General features: G+C 45.5%; 23 protein-coding genes. 12 read left to right on the top strand and 11 right to left on the bottom strand.

All coding sequences use genetic code 11. The annotated features are described in order from the left end of the window. The first annotated feature begins 69 nt into the window (after positions 1-69). The 3 genes from K5620_RS20165 (at position 70) to K5620_RS20175 (ending at position 3345) form a co-directional block, all read left to right on the top strand. A complete protein-coding gene (locus tag K5620_RS20165) occupies positions 70-1593 on the top strand; it encodes a xylose ABC transporter ATP-binding protein (protein WP_221077425.1) in 1524 nt (507 codons plus the stop codon). Positions 1594-1598: 5 nt separating this feature from the next. Next, on the top strand, positions 1599-2777 hold the full coding sequence (locus K5620_RS20170; protein WP_016403161.1) for a sugar ABC transporter permease: 1179 nt from the start codon (positions 1599-1601) through the stop codon (positions 2775-2777). 106 nt (positions 2778-2883) lie between these two features. After that, positions 2884-3345, top strand: coding sequence for a hypothetical protein (locus tag K5620_RS20175; RefSeq protein WP_016403160.1), 462 nt, complete (start codon positions 2884-2886; stop codon positions 3343-3345). Here K5620_RS20175 and K5620_RS20180 read toward each other — a convergent pair. The 5 genes from K5620_RS20180 to K5620_RS20200 all read right to left on the bottom strand — a co-directional run bounded on the left by K5620_RS20180 (position 3342) and on the right by K5620_RS20200 (position 8945). Then, complete coding sequence (locus tag K5620_RS20180; protein ID WP_016403159.1) at positions 3342-5072, bottom strand: diguanylate cyclase domain-containing protein; 1731 nt, start codon at positions 5070-5072, stop codon at positions 3342-3344. The genes K5620_RS20175 and K5620_RS20180 overlap by 4 nt on opposite strands. Further along, positions 5069-6109, bottom strand: a complete 1041-nt coding sequence (locus K5620_RS20185) for an extracellular solute-binding protein (RefSeq protein ID WP_016403158.1) — start codon at positions 6107-6109, stop codon at positions 5069-5071. Before K5620_RS20185 ends, K5620_RS20180 begins: the two co-directional genes overlap by 4 nt. Positions 6110-6266: 157 nt before the next feature. Next, entirely contained in the window at positions 6267-7070 is an 804-nt protein-coding gene (locus K5620_RS20190; protein WP_016403157.1) for a CLCA_X family protein, read from the bottom strand. A gap of 27 nt (positions 7071-7097) precedes the next feature. Then, on the bottom strand, positions 7098-7469 hold the full coding sequence (locus K5620_RS20195) for a DUF805 domain-containing protein (protein WP_016403156.1): 372 nt from the start codon (positions 7467-7469) through the stop codon (positions 7098-7100). 48 nt (positions 7470-7517) lie between these two features. After that, entirely contained in the window at positions 7518-8945 is a 1428-nt protein-coding gene (locus K5620_RS20200) for an ATP-binding cassette domain-containing protein (protein ID WP_016403155.1), read from the bottom strand. Between the two features lie 184 nt (positions 8946-9129). On the opposite strand from K5620_RS20200, the gene K5620_RS20205 reads away from it, so the two are divergent. Genes K5620_RS20205 through K5620_RS20230 form a run of 6 tightly spaced genes read left to right on the top strand, consistent with a single transcriptional unit; the run spans position 9130 to position 14150 of the window. Further along, on the top strand, positions 9130-10257 hold the full coding sequence (locus K5620_RS20205) for a D-alanine--D-alanine ligase (RefSeq protein ID WP_016403154.1): 1128 nt from the start codon (positions 9130-9132) through the stop codon (positions 10255-10257). Between the two features lie 10 nt (positions 10258-10267). Beyond that, on the top strand, positions 10268-12049 hold the full coding sequence (locus tag K5620_RS20210; protein ID WP_016403153.1) for a bifunctional lysophospholipid acyltransferase family protein/GNAT family N-acetyltransferase: 1782 nt from the start codon (positions 10268-10270) through the stop codon (positions 12047-12049). Next, positions 12033-12545: a DinB family protein gene (locus tag K5620_RS20215; protein WP_016403152.1), complete on the top strand. Its 513-nt coding sequence runs from the start codon at positions 12033-12035 to the stop codon at positions 12543-12545. Before K5620_RS20210 ends, K5620_RS20215 begins: the two co-directional genes overlap by 17 nt. Next, on the top strand, positions 12546-13334 hold the full coding sequence (locus K5620_RS20220) for an NRDE family protein (protein WP_016403151.1): 789 nt from the start codon (positions 12546-12548) through the stop codon (positions 13332-13334). Then, positions 13331-13765: a YHS domain-containing (seleno)protein gene (locus tag K5620_RS20225; protein WP_016403150.1), complete on the top strand. Its 435-nt coding sequence runs from the start codon at positions 13331-13333 to the stop codon at positions 13763-13765. Before K5620_RS20220 ends, K5620_RS20225 begins: the two co-directional genes overlap by 4 nt. Then, entirely contained in the window at positions 13758-14150 is a 393-nt protein-coding gene (locus tag K5620_RS20230; protein WP_016403149.1) for a hypothetical protein, read from the top strand. Before K5620_RS20225 ends, K5620_RS20230 begins: the two co-directional genes overlap by 8 nt. A gap of 29 nt (positions 14151-14179) precedes the next feature. Here the strand turns inward: K5620_RS20230 and K5620_RS20235 are convergent, their stop codons facing one another. From K5620_RS20235 to K5620_RS20255, 5 genes are all read right to left on the bottom strand, one after another. Then, positions 14180-14689 (bottom strand): hypothetical protein, encoded by a 510-nt coding sequence (locus K5620_RS20235; RefSeq protein WP_215426467.1) that lies wholly within the window; start codon positions 14687-14689, stop codon positions 14180-14182. Between the two features lie 104 nt (positions 14690-14793). After that, positions 14794-14940 (bottom strand): hypothetical protein, encoded by a 147-nt coding sequence (locus tag K5620_RS20240; protein ID WP_016403147.1) that lies wholly within the window; start codon positions 14938-14940, stop codon positions 14794-14796. A 179-nt stretch (positions 14941-15119) separates the two neighbouring features. Beyond that, positions 15120-16943: a sensor domain-containing diguanylate cyclase gene (locus tag K5620_RS20245; protein ID WP_016403146.1), complete on the bottom strand. Its 1824-nt coding sequence runs from the start codon at positions 16941-16943 to the stop codon at positions 15120-15122. A gap of 6 nt (positions 16944-16949) precedes the next feature. Continuing rightward, positions 16950-17918 carry an ABC transporter substrate-binding protein gene (locus K5620_RS20250; RefSeq protein WP_221077426.1) on the bottom strand — a complete coding sequence of 323 codons (969 nt, stop codon included), beginning with the start codon at positions 17916-17918 and terminating at the stop codon, positions 16950-16952. 219 nt (positions 17919-18137) lie between these two features. Continuing rightward, positions 18138-19307, bottom strand: coding sequence for a multidrug effflux MFS transporter (locus tag K5620_RS20255; RefSeq protein WP_040307504.1), 1170 nt, complete (start codon positions 19305-19307; stop codon positions 18138-18140). 94 nt (positions 19308-19401) lie between these two features. On the opposite strand from K5620_RS20255, the gene K5620_RS20260 reads away from it, so the two are divergent. Further along, positions 19402-20340: a LysR family transcriptional regulator gene (locus tag K5620_RS20260; RefSeq protein WP_016403143.1), complete on the top strand. Its 939-nt coding sequence runs from the start codon at positions 19402-19404 to the stop codon at positions 20338-20340. Positions 20341-20367: 27 nt separating this feature from the next. Here the strand turns inward: K5620_RS20260 and K5620_RS20265 are convergent, their stop codons facing one another. Beyond that, positions 20368-21561 (bottom strand): potassium/proton antiporter, encoded by a 1194-nt coding sequence (locus K5620_RS20265; protein ID WP_016403142.1) that lies wholly within the window; start codon positions 21559-21561, stop codon positions 20368-20370. A gap of 147 nt (positions 21562-21708) precedes the next feature. On the opposite strand from K5620_RS20265, the gene K5620_RS20270 reads away from it, so the two are divergent. After that, positions 21709-23673 carry a bifunctional 2',3'-cyclic-nucleotide 2'-phosphodiesterase/3'-nucleotidase gene (locus K5620_RS20270; RefSeq protein WP_040307493.1) on the top strand — a complete coding sequence of 655 codons (1965 nt, stop codon included), beginning with the start codon at positions 21709-21711 and terminating at the stop codon, positions 23671-23673. A 192-nt stretch (positions 23674-23865) separates the two neighbouring features. Beyond that, positions 23866-25113 (top strand): methyl-accepting chemotaxis protein, encoded by a 1248-nt coding sequence (locus K5620_RS20275; RefSeq protein WP_051147653.1) that lies wholly within the window; start codon positions 23866-23868, stop codon positions 25111-25113. Positions 25114-25277: the final 164 nt, after the last annotated feature.

Genomic DNA, 25277 nt, shown 5'->3' on the forward strand with positions numbered 1-25277 from the left:
CAAAGCACTATTCACTACGCAGTAAAAAAGGGTGGGGCCAACGCCTCGCCCTTTTTATTAGGAGTTAAGATGAGCCAAAGCAGCTTATTGATGATGTCTGACATCGTTAAAAAATTCTCCGGAGTGATTGCGCTTAATGGGGTTAATTTCAATTTAGAACGTGGCGAAGTTGTCTCGCTTTGCGGCGAGAACGGCTCTGGGAAGTCCACCTTAATGAAGGTGCTAACCGGCGTTCACCCCCATGGTAGTTACGAAGGACAAATCATTTATAAAGGCGAGCCGCTTGTTTCGCGCAATATTCGCGATAGCGAGGCAAAAGGCATTGCCATCATTCACCAAGAGCTCACGTTAGTTAAAGAGCTGTCTATTCTAGAAAACATTTTTCTTGGTGCCGAAATCACCAGTTACGGGGTACTGGATCACAGTGCGATGTTTAAGCAAACCGAAGACTTGCTTAAACGGGTAAAACTTGATGTTTCGCCCGACACAGCTATTCGGGAATTAGGGGTTGGCCAACAGCAACTGGTAGAAATTGCCAAGGCCTTATCTAAAGAAGCCGAAGTATTAGTGCTAGATGAACCAAGTGCGCCACTAACAGAATCCGAAACTCGGGTACTGTTAGACATTGTTAAACAGCTACGCAGTGAAGGCGTGAGTTGTGTTTACATCTCCCACAAGCTCACCGAAGTGAAAGAAATTTCTGACCGAATCTGCATCATTCGCGATGGTGAGCACATTGGAACTCAAGATGCTAAACACATGTCTACCGACGACATTATTAGCATGATGGTAGGCCGTGAGCTTAAACAGCTATTTCCCCGTGAAGAGCACCCTATTGGCGACGCGATCCTCAAAGTTGGGCCGGTTAACGCCCAATTGAGCAAGTCGTCCAATCTTAAACAAGTAGACCAAGTAAGTTTTAGTCTGCGTAAGGGTGAGATTTTGGGCGTGGCTGGTTTAGTGGGTTCGGGCCGTACCGAACTTATGCAGTGTTTATTTGGTTCTTACGAAGGCATTTACCAATGCCCTGTGGAACTAGATGGAAAACCGATAAAAATTCGCCACAATCGAGATGCTTTAAATCACGGCATTGCCATGGTGCCAGAAGACCGTAAACGCCATGGCATTGTGCCAATTATGGGAGTGGGTCAAAACATTACCCTAGCCGGTTTAAACATGTTTAGTGGCTTAGGCCAAACCGTCAATGAATCTGCTGAACAAGCAGCCATAGAACAATCCATTCAACGCCTTAAAGTAAAAACAGCATCCCCAGAGTTGGCCATAAAAAGCCTCAGTGGAGGCAACCAACAAAAAGCTATTTTAGCCAAATTCTTATTATTACAACCGCGTATTTTGATCCTTGATGAACCCACAAGAGGCATCGATGTAGGGGCAAAGTATGAAATTTATAAGTTGATGTATCAATTGGTTAAACAAGGGATCAGCATCATTATGGTGTCCTCCGAATTGCCGGAAGTATTAGGCATTAGTGACCGAGTATTAGTGATGCATGAAGGTAAATTGAAAGGCCTTCTAGACAATCAAAACCTGAGCCAAGAAATGGTGATGGACTGCGCGTTGGCCGAGGAGTAATAAACATGTCTAGTCAAGAAACAACTATCAGTGACACCAATACGAAGGTGGGCTTGATGAACAATTTAAAGAAAATGAAGTTACAAGTATTGGTGATGTTTGCAGCTATCGCGGTAATTATGCTGTTTTTCTACTTCGCCACCGAGGGCAGCTATCTTACCCCACGTAATATTTCTAACTTACTACGCCAAACGGCGATTACCGGCATACTTGCGATTGGCATGGTGTTTGTGATCATCTCGGCAGAGATTGATTTATCGGTTGGCTCGATGATGGGCTTATTGGGTGGCGCAGCCGCCATTATGGATGTGTGGTGGCAATTACCTTTACCGCTCACCATTGTGCTTACTTTAAGTGCTGGCTTTTTACTTGGCCTGTGGAATGGTTGGTGGGTAGCCTACCGCAAAGTACCATCGTTTATTGTTACGCTAGCCGGCTTACTGGCCTTTAGGGGGATTTTAATCGGCATTACTGGCGGTAGCACGGTTGCTCCAACAACCCCAGATATGGGCATTATTGGCCAAAGCTACTTGCCAGATATGTTCTCACTAATCACCACTGTAGGTGCGTTAGCTGTCTTCTTTGCTTGGCAAGGCAAACTGCGTAAAACTCGCTCAGAGCACAAACTAAGCAATAACCCCGTCACTGGCGATATATTCAAGTTCGGCCTGATTGCCATCTTCGCCCTAGGCACAGTATTACTATTAAACGACTACCGCGGTGTTCCCACTCCCGTATTGTTGCTGGTTGTGCTGATGTTTGCCGCTGCCTTTATGGCCAAGAAAACCGCCTTTGGTCGCCGCATTTACGCCATTGGTGGCAATCTTGAAGCCAGCCGTTTATCTGGTATCAACGTTGAGCGCACCAAGCTATCAGTATTTGCTATTAATGGCTTATTGGTGGGCGTGGCGGGCTTAATTTTGGCTTCACGTTTAGGCGCGGGTTCTCCATCTGCTGGTAACATTGCCGAGTTAGACGCCATTGCGGCATGTGTGATTGGCGGTACCAGTTTAGCCGGTGGGGTGGGCACAGTATTTGGCGCAGTGATGGGCGCATTTATTATGGCCAGTTTAGACAACGGCATGAGCATGATGGATGTACCAACATATTGGCAATCCATCATCAAAGGTAGCATCTTGCTATTGGCGGTTTGGATGGATGTAGCCAGTAAGAAGCGCGCTTAAACTGATAATTTACCTAATAAAAGCCAGCCCTAACCTACAAGGCAAAAGGCTGGCTTAGCTAACAATCTTGGCTAAACTTAAACATTATTAACTAGCCAAAATCTCTATGAGCACCGAACCACTTCACGGCGACTACCAGCTTTACCTACTCGACAACTTGCTAATAGCCAGCGCTCAAGGCGCCTGGAATCAAGCGGTTAGTGAACACTTTGCTGAGGACTTTAAACGTATTGGGCAATCACTAGCGGCGCCATGGGCACATTTAGTATTGTTAGAACAATGGGAATTAGCAGTGCCAGAAGCAGAGCTGGCAATCAGTGAACTGCAGCAATGGTGCATTCAAACGGGAATGAGCCACGTGGCGCAAGTATTTAGTTTTTCACCACTCAAACAATACCAACTCCAGCGGATGCTACCTGCTGAACAACACTATACTAAACAGGTGTTTCTTGAAGTATCTAACGCGACTCAATGGCTGAGCCAACAAGGCTTTGAGGCAGCCAAAAGCTTCGAGCTAACAGACAATAAACCCAGTATGATTCAGCGTCATTTTGATAAGGTGGCTTAGCCTATTGCCGAAGGTACATCTAAGGCGTAGTAGCTAAATTGGTTGCGCCCTTTAGACTTAGCTTGATACATCGCCGCATCGGCATTTCGCACCAATAGTTCTGGGTCATTGCCATCAGCAGGATACATGCTAATCCCTACGCTGGCGTAAACGGGCTGAATATGCACCCCTAAGCTTACTTCCTGGGCTAAACGACGCAGCACAGTATTCACTACATCGTTGGCTTCTTCTGGCTCAGAAATTGACTCTAGAGCCAGCATAAATTCATCACCGGCAAAGCGGGCCACCGAATCGCCAGACCGGATAGAGTCTCGCAATACTGTTGCAACCTGCTTTAACAAGAGGTCGCCGGCTTCATGGCCTAAATTGTCGTTAACCTGCTTAAAGTTATCCAAATCGATAAACACCACCGCTAGGCTATTTTGTTCGGTTTGAGCGCGGTGAATCGAGCCTCGTAGCTGCTCCAAAAACAAACTGCGGTTAGGCAAACCCGTTAAGCTATCGTGGCTAGCCATGTGGCGCAGGTTAATCTCATTGTCTTTAAGCTCAACAATTTGCTTATTAATTTGCCGCGACATGGCTTTAAAGGTATTGGCCAATAAACCAATCTCATCTTTACGCTCGCTAGGTAAAAGCTGGGCAGCAGGCAATTTACCTTTAGAAAAAGAGTTTACCGCTACCATCATATTGCGAATAGGCTGGGACAAAACCTTAGCAAATAACAGGGAGGTAAGTAGCCCAACTAAACTCAGCGCTAAACAAACTTTGATCATCGAGCCCGCTAACGAGTCCATAATATGGCTGAGACTAGGCAGTGGACTTGCTAGGCCCAGCACTGCCATTTTTGGACTAGATTTAGGTCCATAAAATAAGGGAGTGAAAGACACCGCTCGCTCATATTTGTAGACCGCGGAGGGGTCTAGCACAAAGGTTCTTGGCTGCAGATCATTAAACAGTACTTCCATCTGAGGGAAGTCACGTTGCATTAGATAGCGATGGCCAAAATGAAAACCAAACTGTTTATCAGGATTTGGATTAACTAAATAGTCTCCTTTTTGGTTGGCTAAATAAATAGCCACACCTTCGGGCAAATCGGCCTGCATTTGGCTAAACAGACTTTCCAAACCTACATTCACCACCACCAAACCGCGGGCTTTACCCTCAACATATACTGGCGAAGCAATTTTTAAGGTAGGTTGATGCTGGCCCAGCTCGACACCTTTTTCATTGTGAATATCTACATCTGACAAATAGCTCTCGCCGGCATTTAAACGCAAGGTACGAAAAACATAAGGATAATGCGCTTTTTCTTCCAAGCTTGCAGCGGGAATAGCTATCAAGCCATCACTTAGTCTATCGACTCGAATCAACTCGCGACCAAAATTGTCAGCACCAATAAAACGCACTTGGAAATAAGAAGGATTTAAACTTAACTTTTGCTTAAAAATATCTTTTAGCTGCTCTGAAAGTACCAGCTTATTGTCGGCCTCGAAGTAACCGGCCGTTTGCGGAATAGAACTTAAAAACAATACATCTTTGGTAATTTCATCAATGCTACTGCTAAATTCTCGGGTAAGGATTTGAGTGGTTGTGGCTAACTCTCGCTCGGCACTTTCGGCTAACAACCCACGGCTTTCATGATAACTAACCGCGGCGGTAACCACCGACGCCAAAATACCAAAGCCAGCAAACCAAAGACCAAAACGAAGAGAAATGGAGTTGATCATGGCAGGCTCATCATCTGCAAGGTTTTGCCGCTAAGAATATTTTCCCAAAACTCACTGCGGCGTTGATGGTCTTCCACTTCTTCGAGCCAAATGATCTTGTCTTCTGGTAGCGAGCGAGTGTCTTGCACAATGGTATTCGCTAAGCCTTGGCGCTCGGTTAACAACTGGCTAACCCAAGGCTCTAAGGTGAAATCAATCCACTTATGGGCTAAGTCTTGGTTTTTTACACCACTCGACATTGCCCAGCAATCTAACCAAGCCAAGGCACCCTCTTGCGGGATAACATATCCAATGTCTGCGCCAGCATCTTGCAACTGTTTGAGCTGCTGAGCCCCATAGTTAGCAAATACTAAAGCTACCGACTCTTGATTATAAAACTCTGAGGCTTCTTCTGGAGAGCTATAAAAGGTTAATACATTACGTCTTAAAGCCAATAACTGCTCGGTGCTTAGTTTTAGCTGCTGATTTGTTTGCTGAAAAGGATTCTCTACACCTAGAACCATGCCCGCTAATGTGTAGTTATGGGCACTGCCGTTGTACGCAAGAATCTTCCCTTGATACTGAGGATCCCACAATACATTCCAGCTAGTAGGCGGCTGTTCAAAATAGTTTTTATTGTAGATTAAGCCCATTTCAGAATAGGTATAGGGGATTGCGTATACCTGCTCATCTCGAGTAACCCCAGGGATATCCTGTAAAGACGTAAAACGAGGCAGTTGTTTGGCCATGTTGCCAATGGCTTGTGGATCTAACGGGCTAGCTAATTTGGCATCAATGTAGCGCTGTAACTCGGCAGTATTTACCGCAAAAACATCATAGTTCTCGCCATTTTTATGGCCCATTCTCAGCCACATTTCATCATCATTGGTTATGTAGCTAACTTTAACTTTAACCTTATAACGCTTTTCAAATGCCGCCACCATATCTGCATCGGCATAACCCGGCCAAGCCAAAACACGTAAATCCACCGGCTCAGCAGCAGAAGCGCAGTTAAACCCAGTAAAAACCAATAAAACGATAGATAGAAGTCGCAACATTCCTTGTTCCCTAATGCCCTAGGTATACCTTGTTAACCATCCAGATAACTTATTAACAAGACCAATAAGTATACGATCCTTGTTTTATTTGTGAATAGAAAACTTATGCACCATCACACATAGATGAAACAAATCAAGCGGTGGTCATTAGATCCTGCTATTTAGACTCGAGTGCTCGACCTAATGTTTCAAAGTACGGCAAAATACAACTACCAATTTGCGACAAATGCTGATCATCGGGATAGGCTCCCTGTTTGGCCAATTCTGTTTGTTTGGTGCCACTGACTAAATAGCTGTTTTTGATATCGTTACGACTTTGAATCCATGCTTCAAACGCCCGCGCCATCATTTCTGTAGGTAAACTAAAATAACGTTGCCCTAACTGTTTATCTAAAGCGACTGAACGGCTTACATAGGGGTGTAGGTTTTGCCCTTGCTCACTTAAAAACACTGCAGCAAACACCTGATCAAGCAGCTGATTTAAGGGATGGGGATATTGTTTCTCATCGGCTAACCAACGCGTAGAGGCAAACTCGTTGCGCCTGGCCGGCTGGCAAAACAACTTTTCAGCCATATAGTGATCAAATGCGTGCCACCACTCATGAGCTAATGCCCCGGCACCAGCGTTTTTAGCAAGCGCGAGGGTTTGACTTGCTGGCGCATAGTGAGCCTGCACATTAGCTTGCCCACCTGTACCAAAAGCCAAACTTAAGCTGCCTCTTAAACCTAAGGCAACTGGAGGTAGATTAAGCAAAAACGCCAGATCGGCTAAAGCATCAAAAATTAGCTCTGCGGCGCGTTGTTTCTCTTGTTTATTAACCCAAGCGCCAATCGCTAAACCAGCAAAGCCAAAAGTTTGCTTAATGTCGGCGAAGTCCACGCTATCACCATGGCGGTAATCAGGACCACGCCGATAGTATTGGCGATTTAGCCCTACACCTGTGGTTTCATTTGCATGCATTTATTGGCCAACACCACATAGTAAACGCTAAACAGCTTGAGCTTTAGGGTTTTCCCCATAAGCATTGGCTTCACTTTCGCTGTCAGACAAAAAGAAAAATAACAGCACTAATACGCCAATAATTGGCAGGAGTAATATAAACAACCACCAACCACTACGCCCGGTATCATGCAGCCTGCGCACAGCCACTGCCAGAGAAGGTAGCAATACCGCCAAGGTGTAAATACTGCCCAATACCCCTAAGCCAGATTCAAGATTAACGGTTCCGGTAACTTGGTCAATAAAACTTAATATCACTCCGATGATGCTGTTGAAAAGCACAAACATCCAATATTCTTTGCGTCGAGCGCGCCCATTAAACACCAGATATTTTTTAAGAACCGCTATATACCAACTCATCTTATTACTCCTGTGAACTTGAGATTCATTTGCAGCATAGTGCCGCGCTCAAAGCGTACTTAGATGCACCGCGCCATCGGCAAAATCGATAAAGTGCTTAATGCTAGGCAAGGCATCATCTTGATGGTGAGTAACATACACTAGCTGACTAAGATTGTGTTTTGCCACTAATTCTAAGGCTTTTAACACCGTATTACGTTGTAAAAAATCTAGGCCTTGGCAGGGCTCGTCCAGCAATAATAGTTGCGGCCCTTTCACCAAGGCGCGAGCAATAATCAACAAACGCTGTTGCCCATAAGACAAACTTTTAAAGTAGTGTTTTTCTAAGTTAGCCAGACCAAATAGTTGTAACCATAAACGTGCTTGTTCAAGCTCAAGTTCACTGGCTTGTTGATAAACGCCAATAGAGTCGTACAGACCCGACAACACCACCTCAAGGGCACTACAGTTGACCCGATATTGTAAATGTAAGGCCGCCGAGACCATGCCAATATGCTGCTTAACTTGCCAGATACTTTCACCGCTGCCACGGCGAAATCCCATAACCTCTATTTGATTACTGTAACACTGTGGGTGGTCACCAAAAATTAGATTCAACAAGCTGCTTTTTCCACAACCATTGGGGCCACGAACCTGCCAATGCTCACCGTAGTGTATTTGCCAATTTAAGCCACTAAACAATGTTTCACCGGCATAACTCACCGAGCCTTGAGTAATCGCGAATAGGGGTGTAACTGGTTCTACTTGCTGAAACTCACGCAGAGCCTGCACAATGGCCAAGGATTGTTGCTCAGCTTGCTGTTCCATTTGCTGGCGCTCGGGATGCTGTAACCACTGCTCAATGGTGAGTTGCTGGCTTAGGCCTTGTTCATCAAGCACCGCTACATGACTAATTGAAGCTGGCAACTCGTCATCACGTGAGCTAATGATCAATAGCTGACACTCTTTGGCTAGTTGTTCAAGCAGGGCGAGTAATTGCTGTTGATGGCGGAGATCTAAGCCGGCAAAAGGTTCGTCTAAAATCAACAATTGTGGTTGCTTAATCAGTGCTAAAGCCAGCATCAAGCGACGCGTTTCGCCAGTTGATAACAAACGAAAACCGCGCTTAAGTAAATGGGTTAAATCGCACTGCTGGCTCACTCGCTCAAGTAAACGCGGCTCGGAACAGCCAGCTTCAAGCAACTCAAGTACTGTGTGCCCACTATCTATTTTATCGGTGAACTCACTGTCATCGTCGGCGAGTTCGCGCTCAAGCAAAGCCTGTTGCTGCTCTAAAGAGACTAAAGCTATACGCTGTGGTTGCTGGCTTAAGGTGGCCCGCTCGGCTGCTAAATCTCCCACCAACCAAGCACCCAACAAAGATTTACCGCTACCACTATGGCCAAAGATCGCCCAGTGCTCGCCAGCTTTTAACTCCCAGCGTTTTATCGCCAACTGATGCTGACCAGCCAGTAAGTGTAAATCTTCAATAATCATTCAGCGCAACCATCCGAAAGTCTTACATTTATTGGTAACTATTCTCGCTTAGACTGAAGCATTAATACACTGTATTGGGTTAATCAATTTGCTGAACTAGACTAAATCTAACCGAGATTGAATTATTTATCGCAATACGCAGGTCTGTTAGTACAGATAAAAAGCAAAAGGAAGTGCCGTCACTGTGACTGAACAAACAAATACCAAGCCCTCTTCGCCTTACGTATCCCCCGGTATGCCGGCCCTAGATATGAACGGAAAAACCACTTCTTTCTTTGAATTTTGGCCAACTTGGGCAGTGTATATTCCAGTGGTATTTCAATGGATAGCCTTAGGCATTCGCCATCGCTCGTTCACTTTACCGCTATTGGCAAACCCTAAACTCCCTTTAGCCGGCATGGTCGGTGTAGGCAAAAGCGAACTGCTGGCTCAAGCTACGGGGTCATGTGACGACGCTGTCCTTGCCTGGATGAAAGTCAATCGCACCGGCGCACCATTGGCGCGCCAAGTAGAAGACTTATTAGAGCAAATGCAACAACGCGGCCTCGAGTTTCCAATTGTAGGCAAACCCGATATTGGCTGCCGTGGTGCGGGAGTAAAGTTGCTGCATAACCGCCAAGAGCTGCAAGATTGTCTAGAAAACTATCCGCTTAATGCTGCCATGTTGATTCAAAAATTGGCCAGCTATGAAGCCGAGGCCGGCGTGTTCTTTGTACGCCACCCCGACCAGCCACAAGGTGAGATTATTTCTTTAGCATTAAAGTACACGCCTTATGTAGTGGGTGATGGCCAGTCCACCTTAAAACAGCTGATTAAGGCGGACCCTCGCGCTAGCGAACTGCAACACCTGTATTTAAGTCGTCATCACGACAAACTAGACAGCATAATCGATGAAGGCCAACCCTATAAATTGGTGTTTTCGGCCAGTCATTGTCGCGGCGCTATTTTTCGCGATGCCAATGATTTAATCACTCCAGAATTAAACCAAGCGATTAACCAGATGATGGCCGATTTACCCGAGTTCTATTACGGACGAATGGACATTAAATTCGCCGACATCACCCACTTACAACAAGGAACCAATCTGGAGATTGTCGAAATTAATAGCGCTAGCTCTGAATCGCTGCATATTTGGGATCGTAAAACTCCCTTTCGCGAAGCAATGCGCTCGTTATTGTTTCAATACAAAACCTTATTTGAACTAGGTGCTGCCAATCGCAAACGTGGTTATCGACCACCTAAATTTAAAGAGCTGCTAGTACGCTGGAAACATGAGCGTGAACTCACTGCTTGTTATCCAGAAACGGATTAAGGAGTAATCCATGCAGGAAAAAAATAATCCATTTAGGCTGAGTATGCGCCCACAGTGGTTAGCGAGAGTAATAGAAAAGATCTTGGGCTTAAGCACTTTGGCCAAGCACTATGATGCTGCCCCTAACTTTGTAAATGACAGCCAAACAGCACAAAAGTTTTTGCGTCATACCATGCACCGTTTAGATTTCTCGTTACTCGCCAACAATCCAGAAGCACTTAAAAATGTGCCGCAAGAAGGTCCGCTACTGATTGTGGCTAACCATCCTTTGGGCGGCTTAGAAGGCGTAGCAATGAGCGAATTATTGCTACAAGTGCGCCCCGACTTAAAAGTGCTCACAAATGAACTGTTAGCCAATATAGAAGAGTTTCAAGATCTGTTTATTGGCGTAGACGTGCTCTCTGAGCAAGCCGCCAAGAAAAATGCTCGCGGCATTCGCATGTCTTGCCAGCACTTATCTAAGGGTGGAGCATTAATGATTTACCCCGCGGGCATGGTGTCAGCCATCAATACTGAAACGGGTCAAATAGAAGATCGCCAATGGAACAATTTGGTTGGACGTTTAGCCAAACGTTATAAGGCTCACGTATTACCTTGTTTTGTTACTGGGCGTAATTCCAAATTGTTTTATCTCGCCGGTTTATTGCATCGCCGCCTACGTACTGCCCTTCTGCCAAGAGAGCTAATAAACAAACGTGGTCGTGAATTTACCATGCAAATTGGCGAAATTATTGCACCTAAAGATTATCAAGACTTAAGTGATGAACAAGCCGTTACCGATTACTTGCGGGTAGCGACTGATTTACTGAGTTTACCTAACAATAAAAAAGCTAAAGCTGCGCCCAAGCACCCGCCGCTGCACTTAGTTGAATGTTTGCCTAATGGCCGCCAAGAACTACGTAAGCAGTTAGATACTTTAGAAGACTGCATATTAGTCAGCCACCGTAACTTTAGTGTGTATTGCGCCCCCTACCCACGCTTAGGGCCGATTATGGATGAGATAGCCTTGGCACGGGAAGTCACCTTCAGAGCTGCCGGAGAGGGTACTGGCAAACACTTAGACAGCGACCAGTTCGACCCTCACTATTTGCACTTATTTGTTTGGGATAACGACGCCCATTGCTTGGTAGGAGGTTACCGCCTTGGTCATGCCAACGAAATTGTTGAGCAACACGGCATCAATGCTCTGTATAGCCGCTCACTATACGATTTTGACCAAGCTTATTTGAAACGCATGGGCGATTGTTTAGAAATGGGCCGCTCCTTTGTGGTGCCTAAATACCAGCGCCATCCTCGAGCGCTCGATTTACTGTGGCAAGGCATTGGTCACTACGTGGCAGAAAACCCGCAGTATCACACTTTATTTGGTTGTGTGAGCATTTCCCAAGAGCATTCCGAGCTGGCTCAAGCCTTTATCTCAGATTCGATGATTTCGGCTTTTCGTGCTGAGCAGCGCTATCTAAACGATGTTAAGCCTATTGTGCCTTTAAAGGTGAAAGGCAAAGTATGGTCGAGCAAGGTACTCGCGTCGCTTAGCAACATTGCCATTCTTAATAAACTGGTGGGTCAATGTGAACCGGGTAAATCGATCCCCATTTTGCTGCGTCACTACTTAGCGTTAAATGGCCGCTTTGTCTGTTTTTCAGTGAACAACAGCTTCAATCAGTCGCTAGATGGACTAATTATTGTTGATTTAAGAAAAACCCCTGAGAAATATTTACGTCGTTACCTCGGTCAAACTGGTAGTGAACGCTTTTTAAATAAATGGAGAAACAATGAAGCAGCTGCGTGACGCTACCGTAGAAGCACTTCAGCAAGTGCAACAATTAGTAGAAGCGAGTGATGGAGCACTCTACAACCAGCCCTCTGTTCACAGTGAATCTGGCATTGGTCGCCATGTACGACACATTCTAGATCACTTCTTAGCTCTACAGCATGGTTTGGATAAAGGCAGTATTGATTACAATTCACGCCACCGAGATAGCGATATAGAAAACGATCCAAGCCTAGCCTTACAACTGATTAATCAGCTGTGTAACTGGTTCCTTCACCCACAATCCAGCATTGATGAACGCCCGATTAAGGTGGAGTCAGAGATTTCTTTAAAGCAGCAACAGAGCATGCAGTTTGATAGCAGTTTAAGCCGCGAATTATGCTACTTAATTAACCATACCGTGCACCATGTTGCTTATGCCAAATTAGTGGCAAAAGAGCTGGGCTTATCGGTAGATAATAACATGGGCATCGCACCTAGCACTGCGAGTTACCTGCGCCAACAAGGCAACTAAATGTGTACTGTTAGTGTATTGCGTCTTGACCAGCAAACCGTAATTACCATGAACCGCGATGAAGCCCGTCATCGCCATGAAGCAGGCATAAAGCAACAGCATAAGGGTGATACGGTATTGGTTTACCCCGTTGATGGGCAAGCTGGCGGTACGTGGTTTGGCTTTAACAATCATGGAGTTGTATTAGCGCTATTAAATCGTTACCAAGATCCACAGCATGCAGGTGCGCCCACTCGTGGACAAATTATTCCCCAAGCCTTGGCGTTAGGCAGCAGCCAACACCTTGAGCAACATTTAGCCAAGCAAGATTACCAGCACTTCAACCCTTTTGATCTATTAATGATATCAGCTAATGATTGCCAGCACTTTTCTTGGAATGGTAAACAGCTTAGCCATCATCATCTTAGCGACAAGGCCATTCAGCTCAGTTCATCAGCCTTAAATACCCAACAAGTGTTGGCTAGCCGAAAACACCGCTTCCAACAATGGCTAGAACATAAACCTAGCTCTGCCGAACGAGTACTTAGCGATATTCACCTGCAGCAATGCCAAGAAAACCGCAGCCACTCAGTGCTTATGGACAGAGATGAAGCACACAGCAAAAGCATTTGCCAAGTACGCCTAAGTGCCCTAGATAGCGAGTTTGATTACTACCCAGAAGCTAGCCTACAAGCGTGGCGACAGCAACTTAGCCAAGCTAATCAGCCCTTAGACGCCGGCTTACTAGAGAAACAACAACGCCAACTTTCCATCATCCGTTCTGATTTAATCGACGAGGTAACCCTATGAAAAAGCTAATACTAGCCTTACTGTTTGTCTCCGGATACAGCTTTGCTGCAGATCCTATCTACACGTCTTGGTTTAATAACCTAGCCATCAAAGGTTACGATAGCGTGGCTTATTTTACTGAGAACAAACCAGTAGAAGGCAAAGAGAGTTTTGAATACGAATGGCAAGGTGCTACGTGGCGCTTTAGCAGTGCAGAAAACCTGGCTATGTTTAAAGCCGAGCCAGAAAAGTTTGCGCCACAATATGGTGGGTACTGCGCCTATGCGGTAGCCAAAGGCAAAACAGCCAGCATTGAACCAGAGCAGTTCACCGTGCTCGATGGCAAGCTTTACTTAAACTATAACGCCAGTGTGCAGCAAAAATGGACGGCTAATCGCGATGATTTCATTGTTAGTGCCGACAAAAACTGGCCAGCAGTGCTTAATGATTAATAACTACCGCAAGCTAGTTAACCGGCTTAGCCCTTGGCAAATCGCCTTACTGGCAGCCTTGGTGTATGGCGCTTGGGCTGCCTTTGTGAATAGCGAACACGGTAACCAAGTTGCCTTAAAAGCGGGCTTGGTTCAGGGCAGTTATGCTTTTGTATCAACCTGGTTAATTAGCTTTATCGCTAAATCAATGCTGGCTTATTGGGGTTATAGCCAAGGAGTGCGTTGGTCGGCGATGTCGGTATCTTGGTTAGTTATGCTGGCGATTCCAGTCTTGTTACATACTTGGCAGCAAACACCCGATTTATTAGAAGCCATTCTGCCTGGCCTCGCTATTGGTAGCCTCTACCTTTGGAGCTATTGCCAACAACTACAAGAACCCGCTTAATCAAATAACTTGATCTTGTAGTTTCAGGGCTAATGGCTCTCTTTGCCTAAGTGCTCAGCATGCTGCTCATTGGTTGGAGGCACAGCGTTTAAATAAGCATAATCAATCTTATCTTGCTCTTCTTTGGCGCGGCGTCGTTGTATTTGATATTGCTGCAAGCGCTTCACTTTAGTGTTTTGTGGATTGGTCCAAGCAACATACACCAGTAAACCTAGGCTCATCATACTGGCCGCGCTAAACAAAGCCGCTATCGAAGACTCCACCAAACTGGTTGCAAAGATCATATTTAGGATATGCACGACCGCAATCCCGGTAAGTAACAAGCGGCCATGTAAACTGTCGTGCAGTAAGGAGTAACTAGCCAGCAAGCTAAGAAACAGCAGCACTAAGGCAAACTCAAACCGTAAAGGAAAGATCCACACTCGCTGGATGATGTGATTATCAGAAAAGCCGCCACTGAAGGCGGTCGCCAAAAATGCCAATAAAGCACAAGCAACATAGGCACTTATCGCCAGTTTAAGCATTCTTGTATGGCTCATGTTCAAGTCCTCAATCCTTGTTAGCCATGTTTATATTATAAAACATAATTACCGACTTACTGACAAATGAACAATTAAGAATGAAGCTGGCGCAAATTATCTGGCTATTCTGTGACCTCAGCTGCGAATACCAGTAGCAACTCTGCAGCCAGCGCGGTAGAGCATAGCGCCATGCCAGCTAATACAACAATACCTAAGTACTTAGTGAGAACAATGCTTAAAGCCAGAACGTTGAGTATGCCTTGGTTCATGGTATTTCTCCCTGCAAGCGGTCAGTACAATCACCATTGTGGAGAAAACAACCACCAATAAATGCGACCCACTTCACCGCTTTGTTGGGAGAAATTAAGATCCTCTGTAACTTTGATTAGGAACAAACCAGGGCTCGGTAACTGCCAGAAAAGCTTATATTTTTGAACTAACGCAGTACTTAAACATCCAGATCTAATACTGCTTGATTACGCCCCTGATGTTTTGCCTTATACAAACAGCTATCGGCAAGTTCTAACAGCTTGGTAGGGTCAATAACATCATCAGGTTCAATCAAAATACCACCGACACTAATTGTTAATACCGCGCTTACTTGCGAATCCGCATGTTCAATTTGTAGTTTGGCAACTTCTTTAACCACCTGCTCAGCCATTTTGGGCAGATCTTGTTGATTAGCATCAGAGACTAAAATGGCAAACTCTTCACCGCCGACCCGTGCAACACAATCTTCACTTCGCTTTACCACCTCTGTTAGGGCTTTAGCCACCAGCTTTAAAGCTTCATCACCTTGCACATGCCCGTAGTGGTCGTTGTAAGCTTTGAAATAATCGATGTCGGCCATTAGCACTGCCAACTGGGTTTTGTGCCTTCTGGCACTGGTTACAGCACGATTTAATTCTCGCTTAAACGGCCTACGGTTAACCAAACCTGTTAGCTCGTCGGTTTCGGCTAATACCTGCAAGCGCTCATTTACCTGAAGTAACTCATTTTGCAAACGGTTCATCGCCTGATCGTTTTTTTCGTTAATTAACAGACCACTAATGGCAGCGGCAAATTGACTTAACAATACTACTTGGTAGTCGTCCCAAATCGCGCAATAACTCAAGCTCACACAATTAAGTAAACCAAAGGCCTTATTACCATCACTTAAGGGAATACCTACAAAGGACTTTATCCCGTATTGTTTGAGTAGCTGATATTCGGCGGGAGCATGCCGTTTAAGCTTCTCCACATCACTCACTACTATTGGCGCTACACTCACCAAACGCCGCTTTAGCTCACTAAGTTGGCTTAAGTCCACCGGCTCTATAGGCGCTAAATGCCCTGGCACACTCCATACATCGCGATAAATCGCTTGCTGGCGCTCAAACTCCAATACCACCACCCGCTCTATCGGGAACAAACTGCCTATTGCGGAGGTGGCTCGCTGTAACAATGCCTTTGAATTGCTGGATGTTTGATTTAAAAAAGACAGGGAGATCTCGGACAGCAATTGATTAGCTTCGGTTTGCCAATTAAGCACCGAGGTGCGTTGTTCAACGGTTTCTTCTAACACCTGCCGGTGCTGGTGCAACTGTTGCTCGGCTTCTAAACGAGCATCTAAGCCACGTTGCAAACGTTGTTGTAGCTGTTGCATAGAGCTGGCCACTAAGCCAATTTCATCATTACGTTTTAGTAGCTTACTGGGCAACTGAACAATCTGTTGTTCTTCGGTAAATATCTGGTCTGCAGCCTCGGCTAAACGCCGTAAGTCGCCAGTCACAATCCGCCCTACAAGCAGTAAAATAATCAAACTCATTAAAAAGGTTTTTAAGCCATTAGTTAGCAGTATAACCAAGGCTTGGGCTTTTATATCTTGCTTGATCAAGGATAAGTCTAGGCCAACCGTAAGTTTGCCCAGCGCAGTACCTTGGTGGTCGAGTGAATAAACATAAAACTTCTGGCTTAAATCAGCTTCACCAACGCCCGAAGCCATACCTTCGTCGGTAGAAAAATTTACCGACGACACATATTGCTGCTGCACAAAACCTTGCAGCAAATCATCCAGCAGCTGGTAATCAATTTCCCATACTGCTCGCTCAATCGCGCTCAAGTTTGCTTGGTTATATTCATCAACCCACTGCTCAGCATTTTTAACTGCGCCTGAAAAATTGAAAGCCAGTTGCACGGCCACAGATAACAAAGCAAACAAGGTGCTAGCGCTTACAATTAATATGACCAAGCGTTTGGCAATAGGAGTGCGAAGTTTAAAAGCCCCTTTCATAACAACCTACTGAGCAAACTGAAAACTAAGCGGATTGCCGGCTTCTAGCAGCATGTTCTCAAACATTACTGCATCCCATTTCTTCTGTTTTACTTTTTCAAAGGCCTCTGTCCCTGGCTGCAACATTACAAACAAAGGGGCATTCACTTTACTTGGCAGTGCTTGCCCTTGAATATGTCGATGAATCAAACTTAGTCCCCAACCCGCCGCGGTAAAGTGACCACCCGCCAAGGCGCTAATTTCACCTTGCTCGCGCAACAACAAGGCTTGTTGTGAGGTATTTACGGTGCCAACAATCACATCCCTACCTGGTTGCTTTCCTAATTCTTTAATCGCTTTAATACTGCCAAAAGCCATGTGATCGTTAGCTGTCCACAGGTATTTCAAATCGGGGTAGCGTTTCAGCAAAACTTTAGTTTGTTGGTAGCTACGCTGTTCATCCCAATGGCCATAAATAACCTGTTTTAAGTCAATACCTGCTTGGTGTTGAAAGAAATCGACAGCGCCAGCTGTGCGCTCTACTGAAGCAGGAGTAGTTTTATCTCCCGAGATAATTACCGCTTCACCAGTCACTTGTTCGGCATTTAAGTACATGGATTGGGCCGTTTGGTAACCCGCCCACAAGTTGTTAGGCACGATGCAAGACAGCAAGTAATTTTGCCAATGGGGGTTATTATTGCGAAGCTGTTGCTGTTCAACACTCACATCATTAAGCAACACCAATACATAAACCGATTGCCCTTCTAGCAGGCTAAGCATTCGAGGCAAGGCTTGCTTCTCGTTCACCAGCATGAGGTAATCGGGCAGCTGCTGATTGTTGATCATCCATTCGATGTGCTTAATCATTGAGTAATGATTACGCTCTCCGTGAAAAGTACGGTAATCAAGCGCTAAACGCTTAGCGGCAGCATTAGCAAACATATCTACATCTTGCCAAAAGCTTTCTTCAGCTTTACCGGGGTTTATAAAAACCACCGACGCTTTTCCCCAAGCTAAAGGGCAAATAAACAACAAAAGTAGTAGGATCTTCACGTGATAACTACCAACGCGACTTAATTTCACTTACTTAAAACTATAAACCACCCGCCAGATTTAGCGCGTCTAGTTAGCTAAAAAAACCGCTTAAGTGAAAATAAAACTAAAAAAGCGCCAACTAGGCGCTTTTTTCATAAATACTACAGCTAATTCAACTAGCTAATTACTGGTTTCAAACCGTAAGCCACTTTTGCAAATGGCTAGCGTCATGGCCGCAAATGGCAGCGCCATTAACAAGGCAAGTTGCTCCGTATTGGCTAAACCACTTACACCTAAGATGCCCACTAAACTTGCAGAACCGGTCATTTGTACAAAGCCCAATAAAGCAGAAGCCGTGCCCGCTTTGTCACCAAAAGGCGCTAAAGCGCTGCCAGTTCCCACTGCAATTAACAGACAAAAACCAATGCTAGAGACAAATACCGGAGCCATAAACGCCAGCGGATGCAATACCTGCTGGCCTAGAACTAAGGCAATGGCCGCGCCTGCCATTAAACTTGCGCCAAGCCAAAGGCCTGCTGTTTGTCCGATCTGCTTAATTACTTGAGGAGCCAAAAATGCAGCCACAATGTTAATGGCAGCGTTGCAGCCAAACCACAAGGCATAGTCGGCACTAGATAGCTGCATATCCACCATTAAACGGCCAGCAGACTGCGAAACATAGCCAATAATCATCGCCATCCCCAACATTACCAACAAGGAATAAAAACGAAAGCTAGCTACCGTAATAACCGAATAGTAACGACTAAAAGAATACAAGCGCCCAGTAAACACGTTAGCTTGAGGTTTAGTTTCTTTTAAACCAAATAGCAGCGCCAAAAATACCACCAGCGCAAATGCCACCATAAACCAAAAGTTTGCTGCCCATGACCACCAATGGGTGAGCACGCCACCTAACACGGGTGCCAATGCAGGGACAATGCAAATCACACCGTTTAAATAGCTAAATATATTTTTTGAGCGCTCGGCACCAAATACATCACGCACCCCGGCAAACGCCGCCACCGACAAACAGCTAGCCGCAATGCCTTGAGCTAAGCGCGCGAGCATTAACAGTTCATAACTACTGGCTATCGCCGCCAAGGCAGAGCTTGCCAAATATAACAGCGCACCTACCAAAGCCAATGGTCTACGGCCATAGCGGTCGGCCAATGGGCCCACTAACAACTGGCCAATACCAAAAGAAAACAAAAACACCGGGATAGTTTGAGCAATCCACGCCACAGGCACATCAAAGGCCTGCGCCATTTGTGGAATAGCGGGTAAAAAGATATCAATCGCTAAGGGTGAGAACAGCACCATTAACATGAATAGGGGTAAAGGCTTCGACATAGCATGCTCCAAAAACAAGGTGGGCATTGTAAGTCCTGCACTTTATGAATCATAATGATAGTTTAGATTCACTCATAGTCCTCACAGGAATATCATGTCTCAGCAATACGATCTTAATCTACTGCGAGTTTTACTCACCTTGCTTGAAGAACGCAGTGTATCCAAAGCAGCAGATAAGCTATTCCTCACCCAATCGGCAGTGAGTAAGCAATTGGCCAAATTGCGTCAGCAGCTAAACGATCCTTTATTTATTCGCCATGCCAATGGCTTAAGCCCAACGCCAAGGGTGCGCAGCCTAGAACCTAAATTGCGGCAGTGGCTGCAAAGCGCTAATGAAATGATTGAAGCAGAAGGCTTTGAGCCAGCGATTAGCCAACGTAACTTTCGCTGCTGCCTTAATGAAACCTGCTTTGCTACCTTATTGCCACGTTTTTTTGGCAAATTGATGCAACAAGCACCCGGCCTAAAGCTGGATACTCACCGCCTAGAGCCAGGCAGTATCGAAGGTCTGCAAAAAGGGGAATTTGATTTAGCTATTGTGGCTCGCGATAACGACGAACGCGCGCCAAGTCACTTTCAAGTTAAACAAGTGCCCGCTCAAATTCATAGCTTTGAGTTATTTAGAGACGACCATGTTTGTTTAGTGAGAAAAGACCACCCAGTGTTAAGCCAGCAATGGGATTTAGACTGCTACATGCAGCAAGCTCACCTAACCTGCGAATGTGAAGTTGGCGATCGTTGGTTATTGCACTCGGTACTTGCAGAGCAAGGGCTGCATATTGAAAACAGCACTCTTACCGCCGATTTTTTTGCCGCAGCCTTGCTTTGTCAATCTAGCGACTTGGTGTTTACCTGCACCCGCAGCTTCGCCCAGCAAGTGATAAAAACTCACCAACTAGAGTTGCTGCCTTTGCCGATTTACATGGCCCCGTTTAGCTACTTACTCGCTTGGCCACAACACCTAGAAAACGACCCCGCACACAGCTGGCTGCGAGAGCTGATTATCGAGCATTGTCATAACACCAAGCCCTAGTTCCAGCGAGTATTCGCTTAGGTTTGCCTATGATTCGCCTTGATTGAGTTGAAGTTTTTTCGCCAGCGGCTCGATAGCTGCACCTTGAATAAACACCGAATAAAGCACCACAAAAAACACCATGTGCATCATCTCTAAAGCGCCTTCTACACCGGCCGCAGCGGGGATCAATGCAAATACAATCGGAGTAGCCCCTTTTAAACCAATGGATGAAATAAACAAACGCTTCTTCCAAGTAGCTTGGCGAAATGGCAGATAACAAAGTTGCACTGCAAGAGGGCGGGCCACCAACATCAAAATAGCGCTTGGGACGATGGCCACCCACAATACATCTAGTAATTGTTGCGGGAAGATTTGCAGCCCTAGAATAATAAACATCACTGCTTGGGCTAACCACGACAAGCTATTAAAAAAGTGCTTATTCACTTCTTTACCACGCTTCAAGCCATTACCAATTACCACACCGCTCACGTAACAAGCTATTAGCACATTACCGCCAGCTAACTCACTGCCATAAGTCGCTAAGATAAAACAGGCCAATACAAATACTGGAATTAAGCCATATTCTTGCAAGCTAATTTTACTTAGGGCTAATACACATATCTTGCCCACAATAAAGCCAATCGCCAATCCGCCAATGACTTGAATCGCCAAAGTTTGGCTAATTTCCATAGCCGATACGCCGCTGTCAGGTGACAAAGACAAAGCGGTAAGAATCACCACCATAATTAGCGCCACCGGGTCATTAGTGGCTGACTCAAACTCCAACACCGTATCGGTACTTTCTTTTAGTTTGAGCTTTTTCGATTCTAAAATTGAGAATACCGCTGCAGCATCAGTGGACGACACAACCGCAGCAAACAGCAAGCAATAGACAAAGTCATAATCAAATATTAGGTAAAAAATAGCGGCAAAAATAAACGAGGTGAACACCACCCCCAGTGAAGACAATACCCCACCTTCTTTATAAGCAACCTTAATACTTTGCAAAGGCGTATTTATACCGCCCACAAATACAATGATGTTTAAGGCAAAAGATCCCACCAGCGAAGTAACCGCCAGATTATCGTAAACAAAATTGAATTCGCCATTACCAATGGATAAACCCACCCCCATAAAAATCAGCAGCGAAGGAATACCTAAGGTGCGTGAAGGGTGATGTAATAAGATGCCAATAGCTATAAGACTAGCAAGGCCAAGTAAAATCCACTGATAGGGCATAGCGTCTCCGAATTTTTTGCCTATTTTATCATAGCTAAGACCATGAATTATTGTTGAAAAGCGTCTTTATTTTGCTATTGAGAGTGCCACCTTGCGCCGCTCTGCTATGGTTTACTTTATTGTTTACTGTTTCCAAGCGGAGCCACCATGAATAGTTTAAAAATACTCCTTTTCACCTGCCTATTTATAAGCACCTATAGCTACGCTCACGACTCCACAATTAAGCTCAGAATCATCGAAACCACTGACATTCACGCTAACATAATGGACTTTGACTATTACAAGGATAAACCCTCCGCCAAAATAGGTTTAGTGCGTACCGCTACCCTCGTTAAACAAGCCCAAGCAGAAGTGGACAATAGCGTGCTGGTAGATAATGGCGACCTGATACAAGGCAGCCCAATGGGCGACTATATTGCTGACCGAGGGTTAGCTGGCCAACAAGTTCATCCGGTTTATCAGGCAATGAACAGCCTCGATTACGATGTCGGCAATATAGGTAATCATGAGTTTAATTATGGCTTAGGCTTTTTAGACAAAGCATTAGCAGGCGCGACCTTTCCCTACATCAATGCAAACGTAATCCGCAGCGACAACCAGCAAAACTACTTTAGTCCTTACCTAATAAAAGACTACAGCTTTAAAGATACAGCCGGTCAAAGCCAAAACCTCAAAATTGGCTACATTGGTTTTGTTCCCCCGCAAATTATGATTTGGGATAAAGCCAATTTAGAAGGCAAAGTAAGCGCGCAAGACATCAAGCAAAGTGCCGAACTGTGGGTGCCAAAAATGAAGGCCGAAGGCGCCGATATTATTGTTGCCATTCCCCATTCAGGCCTATCTACCGATCCTTACAAGATCATGGCCGAAAACTCGGTTTACTATTTATCTGAAGTCGCAGACATTGATGCCATTGCCTTTGGTCATGCGCATACGGTGTTCCCCGGAAAAGGCTTTGATAACTTGCCAGGTGTAGATAACCAAAGCGGCACTATTAATGGGGTGGCGGCAGTAATGCCGGGGCGTTGGGGCAGCCATGTTGGCATTATCGACTTAGAGCTACAGCATACCCAAGCAGGCTGGCAGGTGACTAAAAGCCAATCCACCAACCGAGCTATCTTTGACAGCGCCAATAAAAAATCTCTGGCAAAGGCTGATTCAGCCATGGTGGCCGCTGTAGCCGAAGATCACCAAGCCACCCGTGATTTTGTCAACCAGCCTTTGGGTAAATCTAGCGACGTGATGTACAGCTTTTTAGCCTTAGTTCAGGACGACCCCACCATTCAAATTGTTAACTTAGCGCAAACCGATTACGTAAAAACCTTAATTCAAGGTGACCCCGATTTAGCCGATTTACCGGTGCTATCGGCCGCAGCCCCCTTTAAAGCAGGCGGACGTAAAAACGACCCTAGCAACTATACCGAAGTAGAAGCCGGCGAACTCACCTTTAGAAATGCTGCCGATTTATATTTATACCCCAATACTCTGGTGGTATTAAAAGTTACCGGTGCTGAAGTTAAAGACTGGCTAGAATGCTCGGCTGGGCAGTTCAACCAAATAGACCCAAACCAAGCCACCCCGCAAGCGTTAATCAATTGGGACGAGTTTAGAACCTATAATTTTGATGTCATCGACGGTGTTACTTACCAAATTGACGTAAGCCAAGCCGCCCGTTTTGACGCAGACTGCAAACCACTCAACCCAGAGTCTGAACGTATCAAACAACTTCATTACGCTGGCAAAGCGATTGACCCAAGCCAAGAGTTTTTAATGGCAACAAACAACTATCGCGCCTATAGCGGCGGCTTTGCCGGCACCGGCGAAGACAAAGTGGTGATTCAAGCACCCGACGAAAACCGCAGTGTATTAGCCAACTACATTAAGCGAGTAAGCAAGGAAACAGGGCAAATTAGCCCTAGCGCCGACAACAACTGGCGCTTTAGCCCTCTTGAATCAAAAACTAAAGCCAAGTTAAACATTTTCTTTGAAACCTCCCCCAGCGACAAAGCTGCCGCGTTTATCGCCGAAAAAGCCATTTATCCAATGCAAAAGCTTTCTGTCGATGATGTTGGCTTTGCCCTTTATCAAATAGATCTTCAAAGCCAGCCTTAGATATAGGTTCTGCCGTTTTACTCCGCTGCTGTTCAACCAGCAGCGGAACTATTACTTTTAACCCCATCAGGGCTATGCAAAATGCGATGAAAGTAAAAATTTTACTTGTTGTTCAATAATATGTGAGGAAAGTTGAGCGCCAGATTCAAAAGTATGAGATTGTAGCGACAGACGGGTTCATGGAGGACAATAATGGCAACACTGTCGTTTAAATTAAAACTACTTATTAGCATCACCCTATTATTTATATGCGTGCTTACTAGCATGTTGATGTTTGGTAGCGCTTCACTTAGCGCCGAACAAGCCGCTGCTGCCACTCAGCTAAATGCAACTGAACTACAAGCTCTGTTTGCAGAAACAGCAGCAGAAGCTCGCGGCACCATGATCTTAGTGTCTGCCGTTGTGGTTATCATTGCGCTGTTTATTGTGTCGCAACTGGTGCAAGGTTTCTTAGAGCCTTTAAGCCAAATCACCCGTCGGATCGGTTACCTTGCCGGAAATGATGGCGATTTAACCATGAAGCTAGACGTGCAAAAGCACCAAGAGCTGGTAGCCATGGCAACCCAATTTAACGCCTTTACCGAAAAACTACGGGTAATGGTAAATCAGCTACAACAGCAATCAAATCAACTTACCAATGGCTCACAAACTCTGGCTAAAAATGCCGAATCGGCGGGAGAAGCAAGCCGCTTACAACGCAACGACACCGACAGCGTGGCAGCCGCAGTAAATGAAATGTCATCGACTGCTAGCGACGTAGCAGAGCTGGCCAATGGCACCGCAACCAACGCTCAAGAAGCTGAGAAACAGTTAAGCCAAACTCAGCAAGAGTTCCAAAGCTCTGTTGAACAAATTCGCGATATCTCTGGCAGTATGGAAGGCATTAGCGAACGAATCACTCAAGTAGCGGGTCGTAGCCAAGACATTAACAGCATCTTAGAGACCATTCGTGGTATTGCCGAGCAAACCAACTTACTGGCATTAAACGCAGCAATTGAAGCAGCGCGCGCCGGAGAACAAGGCCGAGGCTTCGCGGTAGTTGCAGACGAAGTAAGAAACCTAGCTGGCAGAACTCAAAGCTCTACCGAAGAAATTAATCAACTGATTCAAGCACTACAAAGTGATGTAAATGCTACGGTAGACTTAATTAGCACCAGCCGAGAAAAAGTGAATACCACCGCGGTAGACACCGAAGCCAGCTACGAGCAGCTGCATAAAGTGGTAGAAAGCATTTCGGTAATTAACGACAACGCAGCCCAAGTTGCCACTGCCGCTCATCAACAAAGCCATGTAAGCGAAGATATTAACCGCAATATTAATGGCATTGGCGAAGCTGCAGGCGTACAGAATAGTTTGGCTCACGATATCGAAAGTATTAGCGCTGAATTATCGCAAGTAGCGCAGGCACTTGATACTCAGCTATCAACACTTAAAGCCTAAATTGCGCTTCATCTCGTCAAAGGCTGCCATGGCAGCCTTTTTTATTTCTTTCAAAACCTAAACCACTCCATCTCACGCTTATTCCATTTATTTGAAAGCCTTAAGAACTCCGTTAACTAAGCCACACATTCACATCCGCAGCTGAACTACACTTTACCTAGGCC

Origin of the sequence: Agarivorans albus (genome assembly GCF_019670105.1) — a bacterium.
GTDB lineage: Bacteria > Pseudomonadota > Gammaproteobacteria > Enterobacterales > Celerinatantimonadaceae > Agarivorans > Agarivorans albus.

Coding starts and splice junctions, on each gene's coding strand:
- K5620_RS20265 (WP_016403142.1), bottom strand. CDS start 21,561: ATGCCCTATCAGTGGATTTTACTTGGCCTTGCTAGTCTTATAGCTATT.
- K5620_RS20270 (WP_040307493.1), top strand. CDS start 21,709: ATGAATAGTTTAAAAATACTCCTTTTCACCTGCCTATTTATAAGCACC.
- K5620_RS20190 (WP_016403157.1), bottom strand. CDS start 7,070: ATGCATGCAAATGAAACCACAGGTGTAGGGCTAAATCGCCAATACTAT.
- K5620_RS20225 (WP_016403150.1), top strand. CDS start 13,331: ATGAAAAAGCTAATACTAGCCTTACTGTTTGTCTCCGGATACAGCTTT.
- K5620_RS20235 (WP_215426467.1), bottom strand. CDS start 14,689: ATGAGCCATACAAGAATGCTTAAACTGGCGATAAGTGCCTATGTTGCT.
- K5620_RS20210 (WP_016403153.1), top strand. CDS start 10,268: ATGCAGGAAAAAAATAATCCATTTAGGCTGAGTATGCGCCCACAGTGG.
- K5620_RS20240 (WP_016403147.1), bottom strand. CDS start 14,940: ATGAACCAAGGCATACTCAACGTTCTGGCTTTAAGCATTGTTCTCACT.
- K5620_RS20200 (WP_016403155.1), bottom strand. CDS start 8,945: ATGATTATTGAAGATTTACACTTACTGGCTGGTCAGCATCAGTTGGCG.
- K5620_RS20255 (WP_040307504.1), bottom strand. CDS start 19,307: ATGTCGAAGCCTTTACCCCTATTCATGTTAATGGTGCTGTTCTCACCC.
- K5620_RS20185 (WP_016403158.1), bottom strand. CDS start 6,109: ATGTTGCGACTTCTATCTATCGTTTTATTGGTTTTTACTGGGTTTAAC.
- K5620_RS20230 (WP_016403149.1), top strand. CDS start 13,758: ATGATTAATAACTACCGCAAGCTAGTTAACCGGCTTAGCCCTTGGCAA.
- K5620_RS20180 (WP_016403159.1), bottom strand. CDS start 5,072: ATGATCAACTCCATTTCTCTTCGTTTTGGTCTTTGGTTTGCTGGCTTT.
- K5620_RS20245 (WP_016403146.1), bottom strand. CDS start 16,943: ATGAAAGGGGCTTTTAAACTTCGCACTCCTATTGCCAAACGCTTGGTC.
- K5620_RS20215 (WP_016403152.1), top strand. CDS start 12,033: ATGAAGCAGCTGCGTGACGCTACCGTAGAAGCACTTCAGCAAGTGCAA.
- K5620_RS20165 (WP_221077425.1), top strand. CDS start 70: ATGAGCCAAAGCAGCTTATTGATGATGTCTGACATCGTTAAAAAATTC.
- K5620_RS20220 (WP_016403151.1), top strand. CDS start 12,546: ATGTGTACTGTTAGTGTATTGCGTCTTGACCAGCAAACCGTAATTACC.
- K5620_RS20195 (WP_016403156.1), bottom strand. CDS start 7,469: ATGAGTTGGTATATAGCGGTTCTTAAAAAATATCTGGTGTTTAATGGG.
- K5620_RS20170 (WP_016403161.1), top strand. CDS start 1,599: ATGTCTAGTCAAGAAACAACTATCAGTGACACCAATACGAAGGTGGGC.
- K5620_RS20275 (WP_051147653.1), top strand. CDS start 23,866: ATGGCAACACTGTCGTTTAAATTAAAACTACTTATTAGCATCACCCTA.
- K5620_RS20260 (WP_016403143.1), top strand. CDS start 19,402: ATGTCTCAGCAATACGATCTTAATCTACTGCGAGTTTTACTCACCTTG.
- K5620_RS20175 (WP_016403160.1), top strand. CDS start 2,884: ATGAGCACCGAACCACTTCACGGCGACTACCAGCTTTACCTACTCGAC.